Consider the following 20,762-nt stretch of genomic DNA (forward strand, 5'->3'; position numbering starts at 1 on the left):
CCAATGATTTGCCTTTGCCGTATTAACGAGCATGTCGCCAACAATCGCTAACAAGGAGGCGAAAAGTGTGTCACGATTTATTGCCCATGTTATTCCCCCGGATACACCGGCAACCGGGGGCAATGCCATTACCGCTGAACGGATTGTCCAAGAACTCGAACCCAAAGGTTGGAAAGGTGTGGTTACTCGCCGTCCAGCATTTGGTGGGTACGACTTTATCTTGGCCTATAACGCTTGGACAGTCGGGGTTCCGCTCATTCAGTCCGGAGCTAACCCCGAACGCATCGCCGTGATCTGGACCGGAACCGATTTATGGGACGGCCTTGCCACTTTTCCCGAAATGATCGCCTTGTTAGACCACGTCAAAGGTCATATTGTCTTTACCCCAAATGCCAGGGACCGTCTCTTAAGTGTTGCCCCACACTGGGAATCCAAAGTACATGTGATCGTTCCGGCTGTGGATCATCAACTCTTTCGGCCGGGTGTTATCCCGCCCTCCAGTCACTTAACGTCTGCATTGATTGCTGGAGGATTACGGCCTGTAAAACGAACCCACTGGGCCATAGACCTCATTCAGGCAGTACGTGAAAAGGGACCGCAGCTGGATCTTGTTATTGCCGGCCCATCTCGGAGTGACGACGAAGATTCGCGCGTAAAAATGAAAGCGGCCCCTCATTCTTGGGTTCATTTAGTCGGAGAGATTCCCCGTCAACAAATGCCCCAATACTATTGTCGAGCCGGATGTGTTCTTAACACCTCTGCGGCCGAAGGAGTATCTAATGCTCTGATGGAGGCTATGGCCTGTGGATCCTGTGTTATTGCCACCCGGATTCCAGGCAATACCGCCCTGATTGATCACGGGAGCACAGGCTTCTTGTTTGACACGGTGGAAGAATTCGTCGAGATCATGCTATTTCTTTGGAATCATCCCAAACAGCGCCAAGAAATTGGTTTCAATGCTCACCGCGTGATTCACGAACAGCACAATCCGTGGATTGAACAATCTCAATATGACCAGCTTTTGTCTCAATGGATTTCGTAACCGCAAACATTCAATGCCTTCTATCAGCACAAAAAGAATCAAAGCAAAAAAGAAAAACGGGAAAAAGAAAGGAGGAAATCCATGTTTTTCAGCCTGTCTGGTGCGCAGCAAGAAGATCTGCTGGCGGCGTTTTGGCAAGCCCTGAGCAACCCCATTCGTCTGCGTGTTTTGGACACTTTAAGAACACAAGGCCCGTTAAATGTTAGCCAGCTCGTACAACAATTGGAGATGGGTCAAGGACACTTATCAAACCATCTGACGTGTCTCAAGAGTTGCGGCTTAGTACGGGCTGAAGCTCACGGTCGTTATGTCTTTTATTCATTGAGTGATGAGCGCGTCAGTATCTTGTTAGATGTCAGCCGGGCCATGTTGCATGATCATCTGCTGGGTATAGCCTCATGCCATTTCGTTAAGCCTTCTGACACCCAAGATGCAGACAATGTGCCACATCCTGGCTAGCATGTTTTGTATCACCTGGTAATAAGAAGTGGCCATAGGAAAAACGGCCATCGCCAACACGGCCTATCCCCGGGGAAATCTTCGGGCTTGGGTAATAAAAGTCTGGGCGATAACACGCACAGCGCTCGACATGGTTTCGAGAGGACGATAAATAAGGACTAACTGTCTAAAGGCGGCCGGATTTAAATGGCGCACCACAATTTGTCCAACGTCTGCATAGACCCTAGCGGCTTGATTGGGGACAATAGAAATCCCTAATCCAGCCGCAACAAACCCGATAACTGTGGCTATACTCGTCGCTTGAAAAATTAGGCGAGGTTGAATGCCGTTTTCGTGAAACAACGCCAACACATGACGTTGAAGTCCTGTCCCTACATCGAGTCCAATAAAGGGTAAGCCATCAAGCTGCTTAATGGTTATGGCTTCTTCCTGAACTGAGGATGAGGGATTATCGATTAACACCAGTTCTTCTCGCCATAATGGCGCGACTTGCAAGTCGGTGTACATCAGAGGCAATGTGACCACCGCCAGATCTAAATCCCCGTGACGCACTTTTTCCACTAAATCCATAGACCGTCCTTCTGTAACTATCAAGTGTACATCAGGATACCGCGTCATCAAGCTGCGATACACAAACGGGAAGTGTGCGGCGGATGCCGTTTGAATGATCCCTAAACGCACTTCGCCATGCACGGTACGAATGTCGACTAAATCATCCGCTAATGACGCCGTTTGCTGCAGGATAACACGGGCTCGGTCCACCACGATTTGCCCTTCTGGCCGGACAGTAATGCCGCGGGCACTCCGGTCAACAAGACGGTAACCCAATAAATCTTCTAAAAGCTTTAACTGATGGGTGACGGTCGGTTGGGTTACATCCAATGCCACGGCCGCAGCGGAAATCGAACCGTGATCAGCTACCGCCACTAAACAGGCTAGTTGTCGCAGGGTAATTTCCATGGTTATGTCCTATAAATTATTTTTATACCTATGTATACCGAAAAATGCCTTGGACGTCTAGAGAGGGACGTCTTTAATTAGTGCTATCGAGACATCACGCGTTCGGTAAATTTTGCAAAATCGGAAGTGACGACAATGACAACACGTGCCACACTCCCAGCCCACTATAAGTGGTGGGCCTTGTCCGCCACAAGCTTAGGCATGTTTATGGCTATGCTAAATGGCACGACCCTTCTCGTCGCATTACCAACCCTTATCCGCGTGCTTCATATGTCCTCATTATTGGCCATTTGGGTCATGTTGGCCTATATGGTGACACAGACTGTGTTGGTACTCACTGTCGGACGGTTTTCGGATATGTACGGACGTAAACGGTGGTATGTGGCTGGATTTGGGTTGTTTACGGTTGCGAGTTTGGCCGCAGGGTTTTCACCCAATGGGCAAACGTTGCTAGCAATACGCGCCCTTCAAGCAGTCGGCGGATCGCTCGTCATGGGCAACTCTACGGCGATTGTCGCGGATGCCTTTCCTCGCCAGCAGCTTGGGCTCGCACTAGGCATCAACAGCATTGTGATAGCGCTCGGCCAAATTGCGGGGCCTGTGTTAGGTGGATTGCTCGTGACTTGGTTCAACTGGCACTGGGTTTTTTGGTTTAATGTACCGATCGGGATTATAGGCACTTTTTGGGCATCTCATCTACTCCGTGACCTAACGCCGCCCGAACGCCACCAGCGCATTGACTATTGGGGCAACTTCACCTATATGCTGAGCCTATTGGGCGTGTTAATTGCGATTACCTGGGGCGGACTCAGGGGCTGGAACTCCCCAGTAGTCTATACGGGATTGGCGACTGCCGTGGTAGGGTTCTATGTCTTTATACGCTGGGAAAAGGTCGTGACCGATCCCTTATTGAAACTGCGGTTATTTCACATTCGGGCTTTTGCCATGGGCAACTTGTCAAACTTTTTTATCGCCATGGGACGCGGTGCTATCGTGCTGCTTTTTATCTTCTACTTTCAAGGGGCACGGGGAGACAACGCGCTACAAGCTGGCATCTCCGTCATCCCTATGGCTATCGCCATGGGATTGACCGCTCCGGTATCGGGATGGTTATCAGATCGCATGGGAGCCCGGATATTGGCCACATTAGGCGCGCTGATCATGGCTATCAGCCTTTTAGGTTTTGCCCTCACCATTTCCTTATCCACACCTTATGTCATTATCGCCATGTGGCTCACCATCGCTGGAGTGGGAAATGGGCTATTTAATTCGCCTAACACAAGTGCCATCATGGGCACCGTGGCACCGGAGGAGCGAGGGATTGCAGCGAGCACACGCACCATGTTGCTGAACACAGGCAATGTATTTTCGGTAGGGATGGTGTTGGCATTGGTCGCGGCTACGGTTCCCCCATCCATTATGTTAGCAATTTTTGCCGGGGAGCCTACCGCGGTCAATGCCCAAGGACTCGTTCACTTTGTCCACGGTCTAAACTGGGCCTTTGTGTTCATGGCCTTGATGGCCCTGATATCAGCATGTCTTTCATTTCTGCGCGGTCACCAGTCGCCAGCCTTAGTCGAACAATCGCAAAGTGCTGTTCACTAATATTCCCAAGCATCCGGCACAGGCGTTTGACAGTCGCTGGGTGCTTGGGAGATTTTCACATTTAACATTTAATCGGAAGTGCCCGAGCTTGGGGTTTTTAAGGCATCAATTAAACCAGCCAAGCCAGTAATCTCGCCGGGCAGTACCAACTTCGTCGATTGAGACTGCCCCACTGCACTCAAGGTTTCTAACGACTTTAGTCGCAAAATCGCTTGGATTTTTTCGGGATGCCATTCATGCGCGTCATCTTCAGCTAGTCCCAACACCGCCCGGTTCACTACTTGCGTCGCTTCGGCTTGGGCTTCTGCCAATTTGCGAATCGCGATGGCTTCGGCCTCAGCCTCTAAAATACGAGCCTGTTTGGCAGCATCTGCCCGCAAGATCATCGCTCGTTGTTCACCTTCCGCCTGCGCGATGGCCGCTTGGCGTGCGCCTTCCGCTTGCAAAATGCTGGCCTCTTTTTGTCCTTGCGCTTGTTCAATGGCCGCTAATTTGTTGGCATCGGCCTTTTTCTGGGCTTCCATCGCCTTTTGCATTTCGTCGGTCAAGTCAACTTGGCGAATAGAGGCTTGCACTATTCGAATTCCCCATGGACCCGTTAATTCGTCGAGTTCATTGCGCAAAGCCGCATTGATTTGTTCCCGGTGCGTCATCACTTCAGCCAATTTGCGTTGCCCGACCTCCGACCGTAACGTCGATGAAACAATGTTTTTAATAGCTAACTCAGGATTTTGAATTTCATACAAGTAGCTTTTCGCATCCACAACTTGGTATAAAAAATAGGCATCAATCACCGGACTGACATTGTCGGCGGTAATCACGGGTTCCGGAGATAATGCCACGGTCACCGACTTGGTGCTGACAAATTTTAAATTGTCTATTAGGGGCAATTTAATCACGAGGCCTGGCGGGGCTTCATGATGAAAGCGGCCCAAGCGTTCAATAACACCGACAGAACCTTGGGGTACAATCCGTAACGTGGAGCGCAGAGCTAAGATAATTAAGCCGATGACAATAATGGCTTCGACAAGAAATTGTAACATGGCCCATGCCCCCTTAGCCTTGATCGGCTACCACAATGAGCGTGATTTGATCACGCGCACTCACCCAGATTTTGCTACCCGCCGGAATCGGTTCCGGATTATCCGTCACCGCAGACCATTGTTGCCCATTCACTTTCACAATGCCCATTCCCATTCGGTCTGCAGGGATCACCGTAACGGCGATCCCGACCGATCCGATTAAGCGATCAATGGAGGAACGATATCTCATAGTCCTCACCCATACCCGCCACAATCTTTGGTGTCTTCATTCATCATAGAAGGCCGCCACACGATTGTCATTGGTGTTGCCGGAAAAATTCCGCAATTTTGCGATAGACGGCAATTTCATTGGCCTTTTTACTAAATCCATGTCCTTCGTCCTCTAACACCATGTACTCAATATCGCGCCCGCGTGCTCGCAGTGCTTCGACCAATTGATCCGATTCCTGTTTTACAACACGAGGGTCATTGGCCCCTTGAATCACTAACATGGGTCGGGTCATCGCATCCAAATAGGTTATCGGCGAATCTTCCCGGAACTTTTCCGCTTGAGTAACCGGATTGCCTAAAAAGATGTCCATGACCGGTTTCCATGATTCCGGCACCGAATCATGAAAAGTAAACAAGTTCGAGGGACCAAAAATATCGACGACGGCTTTGAAATATTCAGGGTGCCGACCATGGAGTAACAAACTCATATAGCCCCCATAGCTTCCACCCATTAAAAACAACTTGTCTTTTTGGGCCATATTCATGCGGAAAAGCCATTCGATTCCCGACACCATGTCTTTCCTGGGGCCCTCGCCCCAATCGCCTTCCACTAATGTTGTGAAGGTTTTGCCGTAACCCGTACTGCCACGGAAATTGGGTGCAAAAAATTGATAGCCTTCATGGACAAAATATTGAACGATACTTCGAAATTGGCGGCGTTCGGCATATTGCGGTCCACCATGCGGCCAAATGATGGTGTAACCATTTCGGCGCTCGGCCGGCGGCGAGAACCACAAAGCCTCGATAATGGTTCCATCGAATGAGGGATAGTGCACAACTTCGGCATGAACCGCAGTGTTTGGATCAATGCCCATCGACCTGTTGTCAGTTATCGGTGTCCACGGGCTGCCAGGAGTATAGCGAAACAAATTATTGGGCATGATTTCCGATTGTCCCAGGACATATACCGTTCCTGAACGCGCCACTGTCCAACTCGTGACAAGGCTTACCGGCAAGTCAATCGGTTGTAAAGACGGGTTATTAACCGTAAGGTCCATCACATAAAATCGGTCTTCCACCCCAGCATGGGCCAAAACATAAAGGCGTTGACGCTCTTTATCCCATTTCAAGTCTGCTAAATCTTGCCCCTCGATCTGTGCCACCGGCGAAAATTGCTGTGTTGCCAAATCATACTTGGCCAAATAGCTAAATTCTCTCTCATAGTTGGTTGTGACATATAAATGCCCATCGTCAATAAATTCCGCACCGTATACGACATGGGGCGTTTGGGGATTAGGCACAATCGAATGCCATATGCCATCTTGTACGATAAATCCTGCGATAAAGGTATTCGCAAATAATTTCAACACCACAAAGACGCGCTCGTTAGGAGAAACTTGGGCAATATACGTCGCCCCTCCCTCGCCTTTCACGAGCAATTCTTCCTCGCCGGTTTCTAAGTTAAGACGGTAATTATTGAAAAAAGAAGGATTCTCCCGGTCAGATGCATAATATAGACGGTTACCGTCCTCGGATACATGCAAAATCAGTTGCTTGTGGGAAGGTGCTTCCCGAAGAATTTTGGCCGTTCCGCCTTGGGGCGGTAATAAATACATTTGCGTATTTTCATCGCCATCATGATCCGCGCTAAACAAGATATATCGGCCAGCTGGATCATAATGGACATCATGTATCATCTGGCCCATGTGGCTTAATTGATGAGGGTAATGAATGCCGATCGTGAGTCCCCACAGATCGAAGGTTCCCCCAAGATTCGTCGCGACTGCAATAGACTGTTCATCGTCACTCACGCTAAACGCGGTAATATTCGCATAACGAAAAAAATCTTCAATATCCGGTGGTCCAAATTCCCATTCACTCACTGTATGGAATCTCCTCTCACGACGGTATCAATTTTCTATCTTTAAATATCGTTATAAATCGCATCAAGCTTAATTGCATCATGACATCGTTATAAGGGCTTGTAAAGGACATTCACGGATGGTGATTTGGTCGTGATGAGTGTCGTGTGATGACGGCTTTTTCGACAAGAGAACCCTGAAGCGACAGAAGTAATCAGATATCCATGAGGTGATTAAACCCTTATGATACATGTCATGAAGGCGGACAGGGCAGTATCTCTCTATGCGGTCATCTATGCCATATTAAGAATACCAGAAGCTCCAAGTATCAGGAGCTCCTGGCATTACGCGGACCATTAAGATGATGTTGCGGGGTTACGACGAACTGTGATGGCGTTCCATTTTGCGACGAGGCCGGGGCGCCATTTTATGTCCACGCTTGCCCCCGCGTATTACAGCCCAGTGGGGTGGAATCGTTCCAGAATTTGTCTCCGATGGCGGTTGAAGCCATTTAGGATATTCTTCTCCGTAAGCCACCTCTTTAGGAAACTCCTTACCCAACCATTTGACCATCCACCAACCAAAGCCAATAAATAAACCGGTTGGAATGAGAATCCAGAGTGCATCAAGAACGGAGACCCCAACTGCATCCAATACTAGTGTGTCCATGCCTACCCACTCCCACCGCCATTTTCCGAATGTTACGCCAACAGATGATATGGTTCCTATTTTATAAGGGATTCCCGAGCTAATCAAGATCATCTAGGGATTTTGAGCTACAAAGCCGAGTTTTGTCATCAAAAGGCATCAGCTTCCTTCAACATGTCAAGCGTACCCGTCGTGTTGAGAATCCGTGATACAATACAGCCAAAAGAATCCGCTGTGAAGGGAGTTCACCAACCCACTATGCATCGTGCTCGCAAAAGATATTGGCTGCCTTTCGTGGCATCTTTGTTCCTGCTCTCAGGATGTGGAACTCACACCAGCCAGCCTCCGCACTATAAGGTGTGGTCAGTGAAACAGAATCAATGGGAATCTACAACTTTTGTCGGTCCCCGTGGCGGGATCGTCATTAGTATGGCTTCTTGGTGTAAATATTGCGCATGGGAAGCCAAGTGGCAGGAACCGGCGTTATTCCAATGGGGCCGCGCCCATCATGTGGCGGTGACGCTACTGGATATTTCTCCTCGCGGAGGGATTGGTATTGCGGGCCCGAAAACGAATCCTGGCGATGGAACCGATGGCTCAGGTAATTACTTAGGATCAAGCCCCAAAGGCATTAAAGCGCTGAGCCATCTACTCGACCAATATTCTACTATCTATCATGTGCCGCTGCAGGATCTAACGATTGATCCTACAGACAGCACCATCTTTGCTAAAAAAACCGACCTATTGCCCACAATCTTTCTTCTCAATGCTCATGGTACGATCATCCATACTTTTACAGGGATCAATTCGGCAAGCCTTATTGAATCTGGCTTTGCGCATGCCTCCTCTTAGCCCTTCTGAGCCAAGGACGTGCGCATTCCCGGACGATGTTCAGGCACAACCATGAACACGAGGGCACCGATAACAGAAGCAATGGCGACGGTTCCATACATGCCGGTGAAACCGTGAACCACTTTGGCTGCCGTCAGCAAGATTGGACCCGCAGCTAAACCCGTTGCCCGAAATACTGCCATTAGTGATAAGGCTTCTCCTGCTTGATCGGTCTTGTAGAGATCTAAAGCCAACCGGTTCAAAGGCGCGCCCATGGTAAAGGCTGTTCCTAAGCCTAATGCCATCATTGCCAGGATAAACCGGAAAAATGTTAAGTGCGGCCACGCCAAAAGCACGGCTCCCACACCAGCTGCCACAAGGCCGACGGCCAAAATCTTCTTGGCTCCCATTCGGTCGACCATGATACCTCCCGCTCCGGCTAACAATGCCCCGGTAAATGCAGCTGGCAATAACGCGAGTCCGGATTGTAAGACAGAGAAATGCAAATCGGACTGCACCAAGGCGGGTACAAAGATAGCGGCCGACATGTCTAATCCAATTAAAGCGGCCCCAATCATCATGGCGACACCCGCTTTATTCATTAAAGGTTTGGAATCCAAAAACGGCGTCTTGGCCACCTTTTGCCGCCAAATCATCAAACCAAAGAAAAACACGGCAAGAATGAAAAAGACGAGCCGAATGATGCCTTGGCCCATAATCACTAAAAGAATGCTAGCTAACCCAGCACTGAAACTCGCGCCTCCTACCCAATCTGGCAAGGCGCGAGGAACAACGGTCGAGGGCGGAGCGTTGCGCAGCATTGCTAAAACGATCAGCGCAATCGGTAGGTTAATGATAAACACCGCAGGCCATCCAAATACCTGCCCTAAAATGCCTCCTAACGTTGGACCAATAACACTGGCCAAACCAAACACAGCTCCAAACATGCCAAGAGCCATGCCATGCTTTTCCGGTGGAAATTGCTTGAGTCCTTCCGCCTGGCCATTTGGATAGACAGCTCCTGCGCCCGCCCCTTGCACAATTCGAGCAATCACGAACAGTGCAAATTCCCGGCTCAAGGCTTCCGTAATAGAGGCCACAGCAAAAAGAATAATTCCCCAGACGAATACCTTGCGGTGTCCTAAGCGGTCACCTAACGCACCAGCTAGCACCGTCGAGGCGATATACGCCACTGTATAGGCCGTAACGGTCCACGCGGCAATTTCCAAATTAACATGGAAGCTGCGGGCGATCACGGGAAATACCGGACCCAGCACGTTCGTATCTAATGCTCCGATAAAGACTCCGAGTAAGTAAACGCCTAACGCTTTATAGTTCGGTCGCAATGTTCGCCCTCCCAACTCATTACACTACTGTCCACTATACCGCCTTGTTTACAGTTTTCCCAGTTTAAAATTTTACTATCACTGGTAAAGACAAAACAGGCCACGACAACGGGTGGCCTGTTCGAAGGAAAGCATTTAATGGTGAGGTAGCGCCACAATCATGGCGAAGAAAATACCCATCATATATAGCAAGGAGAATTTAAAGGTCTTTTTAGCCCATTTGATCTCCGGTTCATGTTCTTGCAAGAGATAGACATGATAGCCGATGAAGGTTACCCCTAAAACGATCGCAATAATGAGATAGATGCCTGAGACCGTACCCGTAAAATACAATCCAATCGATGCGGCCAACAAAAGCCATGCATAGATCATACTTTGAGTTTTCGTCACCCGTTCTCCCCGAACCACAGGCATCATCGGGATACCGGCATTACGGTAATCGTCTTGTTTGTAGAGTGCCAGTGCCCAGAAATGTGGGGGCGTCCATAAGAAAATAATCAGGAACATGAGGATAGCGGGTAATCCCACATTTCCTGTAACAGCGGCCCATCCCACCAGCGGCGGGAAAGCACCAGCTGCTCCTCCAATGACAATATTTTGCGGGGTGCGCCGTTTCAGCCAAATGGTATAAATAAAAACGTAAAACAAAAAGCCGCCTAACGAACACAAAGCTGTCGTCCAGTTAACCAACATGCCCAAACCAACAAAAGAGATCGCTTGAAGGATAATACCAAAAATTAACGAATGCACCGCAGGAACACGACCTTGAGCGACAGGACGCATCTTGGTCCGACGCATAATTTGGTCAATGTCCCGGTCATACCACATATTTACCGCGTGTGCTCCACCACTGGACAGTGTGAGCCCTAACATGGTGAGCACCGTGAGCCTCAGAGACGGAAGATGACCCGCCGCTACAACCATCGCGCAGTATGCGGTAATGAGCAACAATGAAATAATTCGCGGTTTCATCAAGGTAATATAATCCAATATCGTCGTCGTAACACTACGCGACACGGGTACTGACTGCGCGTACATTATCGCTACCTCCGTCTAATCAGGTTGCGCCATACGGGGCACTTATTTAGTAATCCTATCGAACTAACTATAACGTCCCGTTTCCTATTTGCCAAGTTATCTAAGAAAAAAGGCTGGCGATTCCGCCAGCCTTTGGTCATTAACCGGGAATCGACGGGGGTTTCTGCGTGTTCGTACTGGTTCCTGGTCGTCGTGATGCACTCTGTGAAGGCTTTTCGTCGCGGTCAATACTCATGGCCACGCGCCTGAGCGTCAAGAGCAAAATTGACATCACAATGATTTGGAATATCCACCACGCTGGATCCCACCAGTGCGGAACTCCCTCACTGTACGGCATCTTTAATGGTAAGGTTGGCCAAAATCCTCCACCCATATCCATATCCCTCCTCTTAAATTTTTCTGACAAGCTCCAACCATCAATTAGAGGAGATACACAACAATCCAACTCGCAATCCAAGCCAAGGCCACAAAGACCCAGAAGTACACCCCGGCTTCAACCGTCCAGTACTTTTCGGGTTTGAGATTAATTCGTCCTGCCCGAGAAATTGCGGCCCAGAGCATGATGAGTCCCACGACCGCATACACAATGTCTGCCCCGGTAATGGCAAAAAACATTTCACCAAATCGCGACTGCGGTGACGTGTACCGCCCGGACCACTGATAGAACGTCGTAAGAATCGCAAAGATGCCAAGAACCGCAGCGACTTTAAGCCGGCTTCGAATGGCTTGTTGGTCACCGGATTCGCGACTAAGCCGCATAACGCCCCAAGCCACAATCAAGGAGAGGAGCATGAGAGCTGCGGTCACGACTCCTAAGATTTGACTAGCGCGGGGAGAGACATAGCTCCCCGCATACACATATTTCGCTTCATACAGAACAACGTAAGGGACAATCTGGGTTGCTACGAAGAAAAGGAATCCGAAACGCACAGCGCGATAATTGCGAGGCGTCAATTCTTTTTCCAGCCCTAATTGCTCCAACTGACTAGACACGCTAAAGTCACCTACTTTCTGCTCGCTGTTTTACGCTTCCGGTTGAGGCTGCCTGGTCGTTGCCGCTAGCTCGCTAAAGGCCGTCTGGCTAATAGCGGGTTTGGCTCCTTCGCCGTAGGTGTAAAATCCGGCGACAATTTCCGGCTGTGTCGGAAAATTATAACGCGGAGGCGGCGACGAGGTGAACCATTCAGGAGTTTTGGCGTTCCACGGGTTCTCTCCAGCAACCTGACCATTGCCCCATGTCCATCCGATGAAAATGATGTGTGCCACGAACGAGGCTCCTAAAATGAACGCGAAGATCGATACTTCAAAGTTCATGGGCTGTAAGTAGGCCGGGTACGCAGGCACCCACCGGTTCATTCCGTGCAGTCCTAAGAGGAAGAACTGGCTGAAGGTGAGGTTGAAGGCTAAGAACGTGTTGATAGACAAGGTCTTGGCCCATGTTTCATTCGCAATGCGCCCTGACCATTTTGGCAACCAGTAATAGATGGCCGCCATTGCCGAGAAGACCATAGATCCGATAATCGTGTAGTGGAAGTGTCCGACCACCCAGAAGGTGTCATGCAACTGTAAGTTAATAATGGGGTCGGCCAAAAACACTCCGGTCAATCCTCCGATGAGGAAGTTGAACATACTCATGAGCACTAACAACGCTGGAGTATTCAAACGAATCTTGGATTTCCATAATGTCCCAATCGCTGACATGTACGCAAATCCGGTGGGAATCGAAATCATCTCGGTGAAGAAGGAGAAGGGCAAGATTTCACTGTTCCGCAAGTTGGTGAACATGTGGTGCGCCCACACCAGTCCGGACAACATCATCACGAACACCAATCCGATAACAGCCCACTGGCGCCCAAACAGCGATTTCTGCGCCATAACCGGGATAATCTCGTTCCATATGGCGAAAGCTGGCACGGCAATGATGTACACCTCTGGGTGTCCAAACAGCCAGAAGAGCATGAGGTACGTCATAGGACTTCCGGTAGCCGTAAATAAGTTCAACGGCACAATCTTGTCTAACAAGCCAAGCACGAACGTGGTTTGAATTTCAGGGAACCAAATTAACATTAATAGGTTAACGGTGACTTGTCCCCATACAAACAAGGGTAGACGGCCCCATGTCAATCCCGGAGCTCGACGGAACATCACCGTGGCCACCAAGTTTAAAGCCACGATGAGTGAGGACATCGTTAACGCTAACACACCCAAGTAGTAGAAAATAATCCCGTTTGCATCTTGTCCCGCTAAGGGCTCATAGCCACGCCATCCAGTCGACCACTCACCTAAGAGAGGGCTGAAAAGCACGGTGAGAATTCCTGCCGGGACGAGCCATACTCCGATTCCCGATAATCTTGAGAAGACTGTTTCGCGCGCTCCAATCATCAAGGGCACGAAGTAGTTTCCCAAGCCACCAATCATCATAACGGTACCAAACGAGAACATCATAATGGTTCCGTGTATACCCACGGCGGTTAGATAATTGCTGGGGTAATGGAAAATCGTTAAGTATGGGGTCATCAGTTCGTATCGCATGAGCATGGCGATACCACCGGCAATTAAAAATCCACCGGTCGCAAACATCATATACTGCAAACCAATAACCTTGTGGTCCGTACTGAGTTCAAAATAGCGACGCCATCCTGTGCTCTTTTCTCGCCAGGTCGTGGCGATGCCAAATGTGGGTAAAATTACGCCTTCCCAGGCTCCCACTCCTAACAACCAGCCAATCACGGCGCCGACCCACGCTAAAGTTACCGAAGGTCCAGTGACAAACGGATGCCCCCGGAACGGGTCGACCATTACGAATAAGGCGTCAACAACGATAAAGCCAATTGCCGCCCACAAGAATGCGCGAAGTACAGGCGGCATTCCGGGTTTCCGGCGAATGGCGCCTTGGGGATCTTGCATGTCTCTCGACAAGGCTTGAGCCACGGTTTTAACCTCCTTGTTCCATCTTAGTCAAGGTATTTAGGCTGTTAAACGACTTAACCCGCCCCATTGGCTAAAGATTTTTCGTATTTAATCCACTGCGCGAATTGCGCTTGCGACACGACTTTCAAGGGCGCTTCCATCCACGGATGGCCCGGTCCACACACTTCGGCACATTGTACCCGCACCATGGGATTCACGCTGAAGGACGTAATCTTGGTAGGGGTCAGGTACTCATAACGGGTTTCCCCGGGAATCACATCTTCTTTAATTCCAAAAGCCGGAATCCAGAAACTGTGAATCACATCGGCATATTGGTCGTAGGTGTGATAAGGGTCATAGGAGCGCAAGACAAATTCCACGGGCTTGTTGACCGGCAGTTCCAACATGTCTTGCCCGTTGGCATTGACTGTCTGCGTCAACCCATATTGCGGATAGCTAAAGATCCATTCCCACTGTCTGGCGGTGACATCGACAATCAAGTCGTGGGTGTTGGCTGCAGGTTCATCCAAGGCAAACATCTGCTCCATGGCTGAGGTCGTGGGATGGAGGAAAAAGAGCAAGTTCAAAACAATACTACCACCGACCCACACCACCACAAAGGCTTTGTTGTCGACCGCGAACCGGCGGTTCGCAGGCGGCATTTCTCCCCGTTTGGTGTGAAAACGTACCATGGTAAAGAGCAAGAACAAGGCCACAAACACGAAAACCGGGGTTAAGACAACCATAATAAAGTCAAACGCCTGTAGGGCCAATTCCCCTTGGTTGGAGACAATATAATACATCGGGTTGTGATGAATCAGGACCCGGTCCCCAATCTCGGCGAGAACACTCAAAATGACCCACAGGATGGTAAAGACGACATTCTCACCCATGAAGGGCTCGCTCCTTTCTCATTGCCTTAGGCCGGCAGAATTAACACTTTCCCGCGCATGCCCGTGCGGTAGTGAATGTACTGTTGCACAAAGCAGCCATAATCCCAAATCCCGGGTTTATTGGGCACGGTAAAGGAAATATGGATGCTTCCGCCGGGTTTTAAGGTCGGGCTAAAGTCTCCACCACTGGCAATGTTAAAGAGCTCTTTGGGCCCGTCATAGGTCACAATCGCTTTATTGGGAACGAAGTTGTCAACCTTATAGGGATCACTCAAGGTCACATGGACCCCATCCCAAAAGTCGACGGCCCAGGCGTCCGCCGGGAGATTGCCAAAGGCTTGGAAATAGGCCTCATTCACATGGCGGCCCATGGTCCATTCATGCCAGTGGGTGTGACTTTGATTTTGGAAGATAATGTCCATCTGGTCGCCAACGCGCCAGGTCATGTAATTGGGGATGTAATAGTAGTCGTACGCGTATAAATGAACCGTCCCGGAACTCACCGGCGATCCAAAGATACCGCGGGCGGCATCCACGAGCGCTTGGCGGCCAAAGAGAGTGACCGCACCGGCTACGCCTAAGGCTGCACTACCCACGAGAAACTGGCGACGACTCCATTGATTTTCCTCAACATTTTCGCCATTTAGAATATTCTCTTCTTTGGCGGGATCCTTTTCCACGCCTCTTCCTCCTTCACACAATCCATACTCGGATTCATCCGAATTGGACTTATGTTATTGAGTGGTTTACCCGACAGCAATTGAGGTTATAAAACCTTAATCAATTACTTCATTGTCGGTTTATCAAACCCTGGCATCCTTAAGATATGGTTGTAGATGCCTAGTATGCTATGCCGAATAAATCACTACTCGACATTACTAGGTGATTGTAGCACGTTTAGACTAAAAGGGATCCCATAAATTTTGCAAATTCATGTCGTTTTTACCTGGGTATAAAAATTTAACAGTGTCAGGTTATATTTTCGAAGGCTGAATCCCTAGACTCTGAGATTTTGTGAGGGAGTTTGTTGAGGAAAGTTAAACCGCTCCGATTAATGCTCGGAGCGGCGAGGGTTACCCAGAGCATCTCGGGCTTGACGAACTCGTCTCATGGCGGTTTCCGGGGTATCTGCCAAAGCCGTGATGTGTCCCATTTTCCGTCCGACTCGTGGCTCATCTTTCCCATAGAGATGTAAATACGTATTTAATGTTTCTAGTGCAAAACTCCAATTCAAGTCGCCACTTTGCCACAATTCCCCCAACAAATTAGCCATTGCGGCGGGACTGCGCTGATGCTGACGTCCCAAGGGCAGTCCAGAAATAGCTCGAATATGTTGATCAAACTGCGAGTAATCAAACGCCTCGATGGTTAAATGTCCTGAGTTATGCGGGCGTGGAGCCAATTCATTGACGAGCACGTCATTGCCCACCACGAAAAACTCCACCGTCATGGTCCCGACCAGGTCCAGATCTACAGCAATCTGACGAGCATAGGACACGGCTTTTTCCGTAATATGTTCTGGGACCCGGGCCGGAGAGATAGAAACATCTAAAATCCCATTTTGATGGTGATTCTCAATCGTCCCGAAGTCGACAATATGTTGATTTTGATCCCGAGTTAAAACCACCGAAATCTCGACGTCATAAGGCACAAACTCTTCCACGATAAGAGGCATATCGGGCCATGATGTTAATGCCGTGGCTAATTCTTTAGCGTTATCCACCCGCATCTGGCCTTTTCCGTCATAACCGCCCCGCGCGGTTTTGACAATGGCGGGAAAGTGAGAGAAATTTCGCAACTGCTCGCGCTGTTCAACACTCTCCGCCCACAAAAAATCGGCGGTCTTAAGACCTAAGCGGCGACACATGGTCTTTTCGTAGATCCGGTTTTGAGAAATCGCCAATAATCCGGGGTTAGGAAACACCGGCCGTTCATGGGCGATCATTTCCAGTTGGGGGACACTGACATTTTCAAACTCATAGGTAATAACGGATGACATTGCCGCCAAATTTTTCACCGCATCCGTATCGTCGTAGGACGCTACAATGCGATGATGCGCGATTTGAGCCAAAGGTGCGTCTGGATCCGGATCCAAAACCGCTACACGGTATCCTAACTGGTAAGCCGCATAGGCCATCATGCGACCAAGCTGTCCTCCCCCAATAATGCCAATATACTCCCCGGGTTTGAGCTTAATCATGATTTATCCGCTCCTTGGCCACCATCGTCCTGGCGATTTAATGCCTTCTCAGCGCTCACCACATCTTGTGCCATTTTCTGGCGCACTTGATGGAGCCGCGCGCGTAGATCGCTATCGTGCACTGCCAGAATTTCTGCCGCTAAAATGGCCGCATTTTTCGCTTGGCCAATGGCCACGGTAGCCACCGGTATTCCCCCAGGCATTTGGACAATCGAAAGCAGTGAATCCAATCCTTGGAGATTTTTCGTAGGAACCGGAACCCCGATGACGGGCAACGTTGTATACGCCGCAGTCATTCCCGGCAAATGGGCGGCACCACCCGCACCCGCGATGATCACCCCATATCCTTGGGATTCTGCCGCCTTAGCAAACTCGGCCATGCGATCGGGAGTCCGGTGGGCTGACAAGATATGGGCATCCACCGCTACACCGATTTCACGTAAGAAATCCACCGCTTCTTTCATCACGGGCCAATCCGATTGACTTCCCATGATGACCGCAACTTTCACCCCATTTTTCCTCCTCATCTCGACATACTTCCCCTATTATAGCAATTTCTGCAAAGGGCTATGTCCCAAGGATAAGGTGTGAAGACAAGCGAAGCCAGTGGATTTCTTTCTGGTCGCGGTTCCAATTTCCAGAAAATGTGGTAAGTGGATTTGATAATACGGCGATCGCAGCAAAACGAAGAGGAGGCCAATGGGCCACGACGAGATGACTTGGTGCATTGGGGGTTCTGGCTAAGAACAGCACGGTTTTATGTGCCGATCTTAAGGCAATTCCATAAACCAAGCCTTGATTGATCAGGGACTGTAATTCACGAGGCGACACGCTGGGTAGGCTACCCAAATTACCGAGCTTAACCTCAGGAGATACAGGGGGCTTCACCATAGAGCCAGTCGTCACATGGTGAAAGGAAAGCGGGTAGCGTACCCATGCAAAGGCAGCTACTAGCGCCATTATAATCAAAGCAACTAACTTGGCGCGCATACAATGTCACTCCCGAGGCTTTTACACAATATAACGCTTGAGGACTCGTCGAGGTCACAGGTCACCCAGGGGCGCATTATTCTTTTTCATACGGTAGCGTATCACATCAATGGCCTTTGGGATCAGCTTGGAATCATGGAATTTTTTAGTATTCTAATTTGCTGTGCTCATCAATGCGCTTGCGGAAAACCCAATAACTCCAGGCTTGATAACCTAAAACAATCGGCAAGAGAAAGACTGTCATTACCGTCATGACATGAAGACTATAAGTATTCGCCGCCGCATTATATATCGTCAAGTTCCAAGACGGATTGAGAGAACTGATCATGACATTGGGATAGAGGGACAAAAAGATGGTAATAGTGGACAAAACGATTGTGAACCCGGTCGAGACAAATGCCCACTTTTCTTGGCCTCGCTGTAAAAACAAACGGACGGCAATCATACTCAGAAAAGCAAACACGGGAATCGGGCCTGGATCGAGACCTAAACGCCGAACGATATCGGTTTGGTAATAGGTCATGACGACGAAAACCAAAAAAATTCCCGTGGCCGCTGGTCCAATTCGGTACGCCACCTTTTCTGCCCGTTCATGCAATATCCCTTTGGTCCGGATCATCAAAAATAACGCGCCTTGGAGTGCAAAGACAAAAGCCACAGAAATCGCACCGAGTATCGAATAGACATTGACCAGTTGCAGTAAAGATCCGACAAAGTTTCCTTGAGCGTCAATAGGTATCCCTTTTACCATGTTGGCCATAATAAACCCCCAGACCAAAGGGGGAACAAAGCTTCCCCACACGAACAGACTATCCCAAACTCGGCGCCACCTCAGGTCCTCGACGCGGCTTCGAAATTCAATAGCTACGCCGCGCACAATCAATCCGGCCAATAGGAAGAAGAACGCCAGGTAAAAGCTGCTTAAGAAACTGGCATACCATGCCGGAAATGCCGCTAATAACGACCCTCCCGAAGCGATGAGCCAGACTTCATTTCCATCCCAAAATGGGCCGATAGTTGAAAGAACCAGCCGTCGGTCATGATCATTCCTCCCCACAACGGGAAGCAACATGCCCACACCATAATCAAATCCCTCAAGAAAGAAATAGCCAATGAACAAGACCACGGCTAACACAAACCAGGCCACATTTAACATGTCATTACTCTCCCTTCTGTTAAAGTCCCCTATTCGTCATGTCTCCATCGTGGTGTCAATGCATGTCATCATACTGAGCCGTTGGCTTGGCATGTCTTAACGACTCATGGCCATGGAGCAAATAGCCATGCTTTGAGGATTCGTCCTCACTTTCTTGACCTTGTTCTTGACTGGGGCCTTGATGAATGATGAGTAAAAAGAGATATACGGCAGCCACCGCGATACTGAGATACAAAATTCCGTAGCCTATAACTGTCGTCCACAATTCACTATTACTGACCGTAGGCGACACCCCATCTGGGGTTCTTAGCAGTCCAAAGACAGCCCAAGGTTGACGGCCTACTTCGGTCATTACCCACCCCGCCGTATTGGAAAGATACGGTAAGATTAAAGTCCACTCCATCAATACCAGTAACCAGTGTGGCCGTTTACCTTTGATAGTTAAATAGGCTCCTACGATAGCGATAAGCATCATAGTGGTGCCGGCAAATATCATCGTACGAAATGCCCAAAACGTCCAAACGATGGGCGGCATGTAGTTCCCGGGCCCATAGCGCAACTGGTAGAGATGGTTAAGTTCCAATAGTCCCGTAACCCGTCCGCTTAACCGGTTGTACGCGAGGATGCTTAACAAGTAAGGAATCTGCAACACAAAGGGATCGGAGTGTGTTTTGGTATCGATAGTTCCCACAATCGTCCATGGCGCGTGAATGGGACTGGTGTGCCACAATGCTTCTGACGCTGCCATTTTCATCGGTTGGGCCACAATTAAATGTTGGGCTTGCTCATGACCTAAAATAAAGACAGAGACACTGCCAATCAAGGCGCCAATCATAGCTATCCGGAAACTCGGTTCAAAGACTTCATCATTGGTATGGCGAATAAGATGGTAAGAGCTTACCGCAGCCATGAAAATAGAGCCGGTAGCAATCGCGCCGAACAGGGTATGAGGGAACTCCAACCAAAGTTGTGGATTGGCTAAGACCGCAAAAAAATTTACCATTTCCGTGCGACCGTGACGAAAGACAAAGCCCACCGGTTCTTGCATAAAAGAATTGGCCGCTAAAATCCAAAAGGCTGACATCGCCGAGCCTAAAGCCACCATCCATATGGCAAAGAGATGAACTTTGGGTGAAAGTTTTTCCCAACCAAAAATCCATACCCCTAAGAACGTCGATTCTAAGAAAAACGCCATTAATGTTTCAATCGCTAAAGGAGCTCCAAATACATCCCCGACAAAGCGAGAAAAATCAGCCCAGTTCGTGCCAAACTGAAATTCTTGGATGATTCCCGTAACGACGCCAACAGCAAAGTTCACCAAGTAAATTTTCATCCAAAATTGCATCGCTTTCCGGTAGACGTCGTTATGGGAGCGGTAGTAAAACGTTTCCAAAATGGCAATCAGCAGTCCTAATCCAATCGTCAAGGGAACAAAGAGAAAGTGATACAGTAAGGTTCCCCCAAATTGTAAGCGCGCCAATCCGACATTTGTCATTGTCATCACCAAGCATAGGGTGTGCCACAATAGCCAGAATCATACGCAATGGGCATCTTTTAAAGGGCTTCTTC

The 20,762-nt window shown here is 49.2% G+C and carries 21 protein-coding genes; 4 read left to right on the top strand and 17 right to left on the bottom strand.

Features of this window, described 5'->3' with window-relative positions; genetic code table 11:
• The first annotated feature begins 67 nt into the window (after window positions 1–67).
• Together B8987_RS02380 and B8987_RS02385 are read left to right on the top strand one after the other, a co-directional pair.
• Window positions 68–1,042 carry a glycosyltransferase gene (locus B8987_RS02380; RefSeq protein ID WP_020376349.1) on the top strand — a complete coding sequence of 325 codons (975 nt, stop codon included), beginning with the start codon at window positions 68–70 and terminating at the stop codon, window positions 1,040–1,042.
• 81 nt (window positions 1,043–1,123) lie between these two features.
• Window positions 1,124–1,501: an ArsR/SmtB family transcription factor gene (locus tag B8987_RS02385; RefSeq protein ID WP_020376350.1), complete on the top strand. Its 378-nt coding sequence runs from the start codon at window positions 1,124–1,126 to the stop codon at window positions 1,499–1,501.
• A gap of 63 nt (window positions 1,502–1,564) precedes the next feature.
• Here the strand turns inward: B8987_RS02385 and B8987_RS02390 are convergent, their stop codons facing one another.
• Window positions 1,565–2,461: a LysR family transcriptional regulator gene (locus B8987_RS02390; protein ID WP_020376351.1), complete on the bottom strand. Its 897-nt coding sequence runs from the start codon at window positions 2,459–2,461 to the stop codon at window positions 1,565–1,567.
• A gap of 135 nt (window positions 2,462–2,596) precedes the next feature.
• On the opposite strand from B8987_RS02390, the gene B8987_RS02395 reads away from it, so the two are divergent.
• Window positions 2,597–4,066: an MFS transporter gene (locus B8987_RS02395; RefSeq protein WP_020376352.1), complete on the top strand. Its 1,470-nt coding sequence runs from the start codon at window positions 2,597–2,599 to the stop codon at window positions 4,064–4,066.
• 68 nt (window positions 4,067–4,134) lie between these two features.
• Here B8987_RS02395 and B8987_RS02400 read toward each other — a convergent pair whose 3' ends face one another.
• The 4 genes from B8987_RS02400 to B8987_RS02415 form a co-directional block, all read right to left on the bottom strand.
• Window positions 4,135–5,109: an SPFH domain-containing protein gene (locus B8987_RS02400; RefSeq protein WP_020376353.1), complete on the bottom strand. Its 975-nt coding sequence runs from the start codon at window positions 5,107–5,109 to the stop codon at window positions 4,135–4,137.
• Window positions 5,110–5,122: 13 nt separating this feature from the next.
• The gene (locus tag B8987_RS02405) at window positions 5,123–5,338 is read right to left on the bottom strand and encodes an NfeD family protein (RefSeq protein WP_020376354.1); all 216 of its coding nucleotides are present in this window, start codon (window positions 5,336–5,338) and stop codon (window positions 5,123–5,125) included.
• A gap of 67 nt (window positions 5,339–5,405) precedes the next feature.
• Window positions 5,406–7,202 (bottom strand): S9 family peptidase, encoded by a 1,797-nt coding sequence (locus B8987_RS02410; RefSeq protein ID WP_020376355.1) that lies wholly within the window; start codon window positions 7,200–7,202, stop codon window positions 5,406–5,408.
• Between the two features lie 354 nt (window positions 7,203–7,556).
• Complete coding sequence (locus B8987_RS02415; protein WP_020376356.1) at window positions 7,557–7,850, bottom strand: hypothetical protein; 294 nt, start codon at window positions 7,848–7,850, stop codon at window positions 7,557–7,559.
• A gap of 345 nt (window positions 7,851–8,195) precedes the next feature.
• On the opposite strand from B8987_RS02415, the gene B8987_RS02420 reads away from it, so the two are divergent.
• Entirely contained in the window at window positions 8,196–8,681 is a 486-nt protein-coding gene (locus tag B8987_RS02420; RefSeq protein ID WP_020376357.1) for a hypothetical protein, read from the top strand.
• On the opposite strand, the gene B8987_RS02425 is transcribed toward B8987_RS02420, so the two are convergent.
• From B8987_RS02425 to B8987_RS02480, 12 genes are all read right to left on the bottom strand, one after another.
• A complete protein-coding gene (locus B8987_RS02425; RefSeq protein WP_020376358.1) occupies window positions 8,678–10,006 on the bottom strand; it encodes an MFS transporter in 1,329 nt (442 codons plus the stop codon). The two genes, B8987_RS02420 and B8987_RS02425, sit on opposite strands and share 4 nt — an antisense overlap.
• A gap of 135 nt (window positions 10,007–10,141) precedes the next feature.
• Window positions 10,142–11,044 carry a heme o synthase gene (locus tag B8987_RS02430; RefSeq protein ID WP_020376359.1) on the bottom strand — a complete coding sequence of 301 codons (903 nt, stop codon included), beginning with the start codon at window positions 11,042–11,044 and terminating at the stop codon, window positions 10,142–10,144.
• Window positions 11,045–11,183: 139 nt separating this feature from the next.
• Window positions 11,184–11,417: a hypothetical protein gene (locus B8987_RS02435; RefSeq protein WP_020376360.1), complete on the bottom strand. Its 234-nt coding sequence runs from the start codon at window positions 11,415–11,417 to the stop codon at window positions 11,184–11,186.
• 47 nt (window positions 11,418–11,464) lie between these two features.
• Window positions 11,465–12,037 carry a cytochrome c oxidase subunit 3 gene (locus B8987_RS02440; protein WP_020376361.1) on the bottom strand — a complete coding sequence of 191 codons (573 nt, stop codon included), beginning with the start codon at window positions 12,035–12,037 and terminating at the stop codon, window positions 11,465–11,467.
• Between the two features lie 30 nt (window positions 12,038–12,067).
• The gene (locus B8987_RS02445; RefSeq protein ID WP_423242301.1) at window positions 12,068–13,975 is read right to left on the bottom strand and encodes a cytochrome c oxidase subunit I; all 1,908 of its coding nucleotides are present in this window, start codon (window positions 13,973–13,975) and stop codon (window positions 12,068–12,070) included.
• Between the two features lie 53 nt (window positions 13,976–14,028).
• On the bottom strand, window positions 14,029–14,847 hold the full coding sequence (locus tag B8987_RS02450; protein ID WP_020376363.1) for a cytochrome c oxidase subunit II: 819 nt from the start codon (window positions 14,845–14,847) through the stop codon (window positions 14,029–14,031).
• Window positions 14,848–14,873: 26 nt separating this feature from the next.
• The gene (locus B8987_RS02455) at window positions 14,874–15,527 is read right to left on the bottom strand and encodes a twin-arginine translocation signal domain-containing protein (protein ID WP_020376364.1); all 654 of its coding nucleotides are present in this window, start codon (window positions 15,525–15,527) and stop codon (window positions 14,874–14,876) included.
• 371 nt (window positions 15,528–15,898) lie between these two features.
• Window positions 15,899–17,047 (bottom strand): 5-(carboxyamino)imidazole ribonucleotide synthase, encoded by a 1,149-nt coding sequence (purK, locus tag B8987_RS02460; RefSeq protein ID WP_020376365.1) that lies wholly within the window; start codon window positions 17,045–17,047, stop codon window positions 15,899–15,901.
• Window positions 17,044–17,556 (bottom strand): 5-(carboxyamino)imidazole ribonucleotide mutase, encoded by a 513-nt coding sequence (gene purE, locus B8987_RS02465; protein ID WP_020376366.1) that lies wholly within the window; start codon window positions 17,554–17,556, stop codon window positions 17,044–17,046. The genes purK and purE overlap by 4 nt, the downstream gene beginning before the upstream one ends.
• 58 nt (window positions 17,557–17,614) lie before the next feature.
• Window positions 17,615–18,037, bottom strand: a complete 423-nt coding sequence (locus B8987_RS02470; RefSeq protein WP_020376367.1) for a hypothetical protein — start codon at window positions 18,035–18,037, stop codon at window positions 17,615–17,617.
• Between the two features lie 145 nt (window positions 18,038–18,182).
• Window positions 18,183–19,193, bottom strand: a complete 1,011-nt coding sequence (gene cydB / locus B8987_RS02475) for a cytochrome d ubiquinol oxidase subunit II (RefSeq protein ID WP_020376368.1) — start codon at window positions 19,191–19,193, stop codon at window positions 18,183–18,185.
• A 55-nt stretch (window positions 19,194–19,248) separates the two neighbouring features.
• Window positions 19,249–20,688: a cytochrome ubiquinol oxidase subunit I gene (locus tag B8987_RS02480; RefSeq protein WP_020376369.1), complete on the bottom strand. Its 1,440-nt coding sequence runs from the start codon at window positions 20,686–20,688 to the stop codon at window positions 19,249–19,251.
• Window positions 20,689–20,762: the final 74 nt, after the last annotated feature.

The sequence above is a fragment of the Sulfobacillus thermosulfidooxidans DSM 9293 genome (assembly GCF_900176145.1).
Lineage (GTDB): Bacteria > Bacillota > Sulfobacillia > Sulfobacillales > Sulfobacillaceae > Sulfobacillus > Sulfobacillus thermosulfidooxidans.